Annotated in this window: 4 protein-coding genes and 1 pseudogene; 4 read left to right on the top strand and 1 reads right to left on the bottom strand. The window is 30.6% G+C overall.

The annotated features are described in order from the left end of the window. Positions 1-258: 258 nt before the first annotated feature. From ACN0WI_RS16860 to ACN0WI_RS16845, 4 genes are all read left to right on the top strand, one after another. Positions 259-2,505, top strand: coding sequence for an ATP-binding cassette domain-containing protein (locus ACN0WI_RS16860; protein WP_417888217.1), 2,247 nt, complete (start codon positions 259-261; stop codon positions 2,503-2,505). A gap of 181 nt (positions 2,506-2,686) precedes the next feature. Beyond that, positions 2,687-3,472 (top strand): TlpA family protein disulfide reductase, encoded by a 786-nt coding sequence (locus tag ACN0WI_RS16855; RefSeq protein ID WP_417888216.1) that lies wholly within the window; start codon positions 2,687-2,689, stop codon positions 3,470-3,472. Positions 3,473-3,678: 206 nt separating this feature from the next. After that, the gene (locus ACN0WI_RS16850; RefSeq protein ID WP_417888215.1) at positions 3,679-5,271 is read left to right on the top strand and encodes an AAA family ATPase; all 1,593 of its coding nucleotides are present in this window, start codon (positions 3,679-3,681) and stop codon (positions 5,269-5,271) included. Next, complete coding sequence (locus ACN0WI_RS16845) at positions 5,255-5,923, top strand: AAA family ATPase (protein ID WP_417888218.1); 669 nt, start codon at positions 5,255-5,257, stop codon at positions 5,921-5,923. The genes ACN0WI_RS16850 and ACN0WI_RS16845 overlap by 17 nt, the downstream gene beginning before the upstream one ends. Before the next feature lie 51 nt (positions 5,924-5,974). Here ACN0WI_RS16845 and ACN0WI_RS16840 read toward each other — a convergent pair. Next, positions 5,975-6,136: pseudogene (locus ACN0WI_RS16840) on the bottom strand (IS110 family transposase); the annotation flags it as partial.

Genomic DNA, 6,136 nt, shown 5'->3' with positions numbered 1-6,136 from the left:
TACCTTAACCTTAATCCTCTCTTTGTTCTTTCTGATTTATACTATAAAATTAATGAACATCAAACTTAAGATGTATATAAAAAATAGGCGGAATAGTAGTAAAATAAAGGGTTTTGGCTTGAATCAAACTTTTTCCTTAACCGAAAGTTCGGTGTTTCAAAATCGCCTACTTTTCATATACTAACCGTTACCTGCAATTTAAACAAATAGATATTGCCCAATTCAATCATAAGAAATTGGAGCAATTTTAATGAAGAAATGAAAAAAATAAAAATAACCGGAGCAAGACAAAATAACCTAAAGAACCTAACTTTAGAATTACCAAAGAATAAAATAAATGTATTTACGGGAGTTTCTGGTTCGGGAAAATCATCTTTGGTTTTTGAAACTATTGGAGCAGAAGCCCAACGCCAAATCAATGAAACCCAGAATAGTTTTGCAAGAAATCGGATGTTACGATTTGGCGTGGCCGAGGTAGATAAAATAGAACATCTCAACGTTCCTGTTATCATCAACCAACAGCGTTTAGGCGGAAATGCGCGCTCAACTGTTGGAACGGCAACAGACATTTATGCTTCATTACGATTACTTTTTTCTAGAATAGGTACACCTTTTGTTGGGTATTCAAATATATTTTCTTTCAATCATCCGCAAGGAATGTGCTCTAACTGTAATGGTTTAGGCGTTATCAACAGTATAAATACACAAGTATTATTTGATAAGAATAAATCATTAAATGAAGGGGCCATCCAATTTCCTACTTTTCAACCTGGAGGCTATCGTTGGTTGCGTTATGTGGATTCAGGGTATTTCGATAATGACAAAAAACTGAAGGATTATACCGATGAAGAATGGGATTTATTGCTTCATTCGGAAGAACATAAACCCAAAAACCCCTCAAAAGATTGGGGTAAAACAGTAAAATATTTAGGAGTTTTACCAAGAATTGAAAGAGGTTTCCTAAATAGGAATTCGAAAGAGGAAAAACGTCGAAAAAAAGATTTGCAGAAAATTATTACCACTGAAGTTTGTCCTCACTGTATGGGTAAACGGTTGAATGGTAAAATTTTGTCTTGCAAAATTAAGGGTAAAAATATTGCCGATTGTAGTTCCCTACCAATTGATGATTTATTGTTGTTTATGCAATCCATTTCATCCGATATTTACCAAACCGTAATCAACGAACTGACAAAAAAACTGCAAAACCTGGTTACCATTGGTCTTCAATACTTGACCTTAGACAGAGTAACCACTTCCCTTTCGGGTGGCGAATCGCAACGAATTAAAATGGTAAGGCATTTGGGGAATAGCTTAGAAGACTTGTTGTACATATTTGATGAACCAAGCATTGGACTGCATCCAAAAGATTTGGACCATATCTCTCAAATTATTCAGCAGATAAAAGAAAAAGGCAATACCGTTCTAATTGTTGAGCATGACCCAGATTTGATAAAATTAGCTGACCATGTTGTAGATTTAGGACCACTTTCGGGTGTAAACGGTGGTGAAATTATTTATGAAGGTAATTTTCAAAACTTAAAAAATTCAAAAGGCAAAACAAGTCAATATTTTTCACATCAAAGGGAAATCAATCAGAATCCAAGAGAAATAAAAGACACTATAAAAGTTTCTAATGCCAATTTATACAATCTAAACAATGTATCCGTAGCGATTCCCACAAATCTCTTAACTGTCGTAACAGGTGTTGCGGGATCAGGGAAAAGTACGCTTATTAGCAAGGTACTACCAACACAATATCCAAAAACTAAAATTATTGATCAATCACAGATTAGAGGCAGTTCAAAATCTAATTTATTGACCTATTTAGGCCTTTCTGATAAAATAAGACGCTTATTTGCTAAAGCTAACAATGTGAGCATCAAACTTTTTAGCAGTAATAGCGAAGGAGGTTGTACCAACTGTAAAGGTCTTGGAGTAAAAAAAATAGATTTAGCCTTTATGGACGATGTAGTAGCTCCTTGTGAAGTTTGCAATGGCAGTGGTTTTCAGCCAAAAGTATTGAATTACACCTATCAAGATAAAAATATTACAGAAGTCTTAGACTTGACAACTTTAGAAGCAAAATCGTTTTTTAATAACACAGACTTTATGGAGGAATTCGATTTATTAATCGAATTAGGCTTAGACTATCTTAAATTGGGGCAACGATTAAATACTTTATCAGGTGGTGAAAGACAACGTTTAAAATTAACAAAAGAACTTGATAATGAATACAATATAATCGTATTGGATGAACCAAGTACAGGATTACACCCTTCTGATACCGAAAAATTAATGTTGATACTCAACAGGCTTGTTGACCAAAAAAACACGATTATTGTCATTGAACATAACTTAGATATTATTTCCAAAGCCGATTGGATTATTGATATGGGCTTAGGTGCAGGAAAATATGGCGGAAAAGTAATATTTGAAGGAACAGTAGAAAAATTATTAAATCACAAAAAATCTGCTACTGCTGAATATTTAAGAAAATACTTGTAAAATAAAAACTGTAGGTAACAATCTATAACCGCAATTACGGCGGATTCAACTACGTCCGAATCCACTCGGAATTGCTAGCGTCAGTTCTTAACCGAAAAATACTAACTTTAATCCCGTAACTGACGGTTATACTGGACCGTTATGCATCATTTTCAACGGAGATTCTAATTTAAAAATTCTTATGAGAAATATTTTCATTACAACAATTATTATTTTCTTTTTTACAGGCTGTAAAAATGACTCTGGAAAAACTGAGCCGGTATCAATTAAAAATATTCAGCCTGTTACAAATACTAAAAATCTAACTTCAAGTTTTATGAATTGGTGGACTTATCATTATAATGATATTAGTCTTGAATCAGATTTTAGTGCTTTAGATGATAAATTTCAATCAATATCAAAAGAAGAATTTTTAAGAAAATTGACTACTGGTAGATATATTCCAGTGGAAATGAAAACGGATAATGTAAAAACTTATAAGCTCTATAAATTATCATCCAAGGTAGATAAAGAAATTTCTTCTACAATTAAAAATTTTTCGAGCGAAATTTATAAATTATATAAAAAGGAAGGAAACAAATTTCCTGATTTTGAATTAACAGATTTAGAAGGAACGATATATAATAATGAAAGTTTAGTAGGGAAAATAACTATAATCAAAACATGGTTTATAGCCTGTAAACCTTGTGTTCAAGAAATACCCGAATTGAACAAATTAGTCAATAAATATAAAGATAATACTAATTATCTTTTTTTAAGCTTAGCGTTAGATAATGAGAATGATTTGAAAAATTTTTTAGAAAAAACAGAATTCAATTATAAAGTAGCTGCTGAACAAAGAAATCTAATTGAGAATCAATTAAATCTTAATGCGTATCCTCGACATCTCGTTATAAATCAAAATGGAAATATAGATAAGATTTTTGGTAAAGTTTCAGATCTAACTGATTACTTAGAAAAATTATGATTTCAGATAAATGGATAAAATATTAAACTTAGACCAAAAACGATGCATAACAATGCGTATAGCTAATTGCGGCTAAGTACTTAATCGATATTCAATGTTTTTGGCTATCTTTATTTCAAACGGACAGAACCTGGCTAAAAAAGTCCGCAACTAGCCATACTCAAAACCGTTAGCTGCAAGCTTTTATAAAAATTCTAGAATAATTTATGATTGAATCACTTTTAATTAAAAACGTCGCATCGTATGATCCAAATATTGGGTGTGAGTTAAATGATTTAAAGAAAGTAAATTTTTTCTTTGGTCATAACGGATCTGGAAAGTCAACAATAGCTCGATATCTTCATAATGTAAGTCTTGATGATTCCGAAAAAACAAATGAGTTTGATGATTGCGTTCAAAATGGATATGACGAACAAAACCATCATATTTTAGTATTTTATGAAAATTTTATTCAAGAAAATTTCAATAAAGATCGATTCTTAAAAGGTGTTTTCTCTTTAAATGAAGCCAATGAAACAATAGACGCAAAAATTGAGAAAACGGAAAGCAAAATAGTTAATTTAGAAAAAGAAAAAACAAGAAAAGAGAAACTGCTTTCTAAACTTCTGGAAGATCAAAATAAAAAGAAAACTGAACTTTTAAATTACTGTTGGTCAAAAAGAAATAGTTTTCTATCCTTTTCAAAATTGTCTTTAGCTCATAAAAAGAGTAAACCAAATCATCTAGAAAAGTTAAGAGAGATTTTAAAAAATCCAACAAAACCGCTAACAATCCAGAATTTAACTGATAGATATAATTCTCTTTACGAAAATGAAATTTCGGAAATTTCCTCATCCATAGATCCCAAGATTTACAGGAATATAAGAAGGATCGAAATTCAACTTGAACCTCTTTTAGGAGAAATCATCGTAGGAAATGAGGATGTTAATATCGCTCCATTAATTGAAATGCTCAATAATAGAAATTGGATTGAAAAAGGTATCGAATACCTTGAAAAAACAAATACAGTTTGTCCATTTTGTCAAGAAGAAACCATTGACGATGAGTTAAGAAATCAATTTAATGAATACTTTGATAAAACTTATAAAGAAAAAATTAGTCTAATTGAGGATCTTCTAAATAGATATAATGAAGCCTCATACTCTTTATTACAAAATATTTTAAAAATTCAAAATTCATTCAATCCAGATAATAAGGTTTCTAACCTCTATATAAAAATTCGAGACTTTTTAGCAGAGAATAAAATTGATAACTCAAATGAGAAAAAGAATATTTCTTCAATAAAATCCTTCAAACCGGAATTATCTAATATTATTAAACTGATTGAAGAAAACAATAAAAACTTCTCTGAACTGGATCAAAATAAAAAAGGTCTAATATCGGATATATGGGTTTTTATGGCTAATAAGAGCAAAGCGAAAATTCAAGCTTTTGATAATCGAAAACTCAAATACTCAAAATTAAATAGCCTTGCTAATGAGCTTAAAGATAAATATGAGGACAAGGTTTCGGATTTAAAACTATCTGTAGAGAGTTTAAGAGGCCAAACAGTTAATACTGCTGATGCAATAAATAATATTAATGTAATTCTTAGAAACGCCGGATTTACAAGTTTTGAAATTGCTGAAAAAGATAAAATAAATAATATTTCTCACTATTATTTGAAAAGACCTGGAAGCAATAATACTGATGGCATTTTTAAAAGCTTAAGTGAAGGAGAAAAAAGTTTTATCTCATTCCTTTATTTTTATCAACTATGCATTGGAACTGATGACATAGAAAATAATAGTTATCGATAATCCAGTTTCTAGTTTAGACAGTCAAGCTTTATTTGTAATTTCAACATTGATCCATCAATTAATTCTGCAAAAAGGGAACGATAATAGACCAAACCGTAAAGCGTTAAAAAATGAAAATATAAAACAGGTTTTCATTTTAACTCATAACATATACTTTTATAAAGAAGTCTCGTTTAACAAAAGACCAATATGCATAGATTTTTGGCATTATCAAGTGTCTAAAGTAAACAACAAAACCGAAATTACTGGACAGTATAATAAAGCTGTTTTAGATGACTACTCTTTATTATGGACTAATATCAAGGATTTAAAAAGTAATTTACCCACAAATTCATCTTTCAATATATCTATTGCGAATACAATGCGGAGAATTATAGAAAGCTATACCAGTTTTCTAGGTTTAGGAAATGATTCTTGGAGTGCTATATTGAGTGAGGATCAAAATAGCCCTGAATATTATATTAAATGCGCATTTATTTCCTCAATCAATGACGAGAGCCATAAAGTTTCTACATTGGATGGTGTTTATTATCAAAAAATAAGTAGAGTACAACCCCAATTACTTTTTGATATTTTTAAAGATATTTTTGAATCGATAGGAAAAGAACATTATGAAATGATGATGGAGGAGGAAATTCAAGTAACCAGTTAAACAAGTAAAAAGCCAGCAGCTAACAAAGAACTAAGCTAACTTCCAAGCATTTTATCCTAATTTTGACGCATAATTTTCATCGTATGGTAAACCTGATGTAGCCACAGCAAATGCCTGTTTTAGTAGTTTATTACAGACAGCAATAAGTGCAAGCTTCTTACTTTTACCCTTGGCTATTATTCGTTCATAGATATCCCTACAGGCTTTATTGTG

This window comes from Zunongwangia sp. (genome assembly GCF_048269745.1).
In the GTDB taxonomy this organism is placed as follows: Bacteria; Bacteroidota; Bacteroidia; order Flavobacteriales; family Flavobacteriaceae; genus Zunongwangia.
The sequence above is the reverse complement of the archived record's forward strand: the minus strand, read 5'-3'. Positions and strand labels throughout refer to the sequence as shown.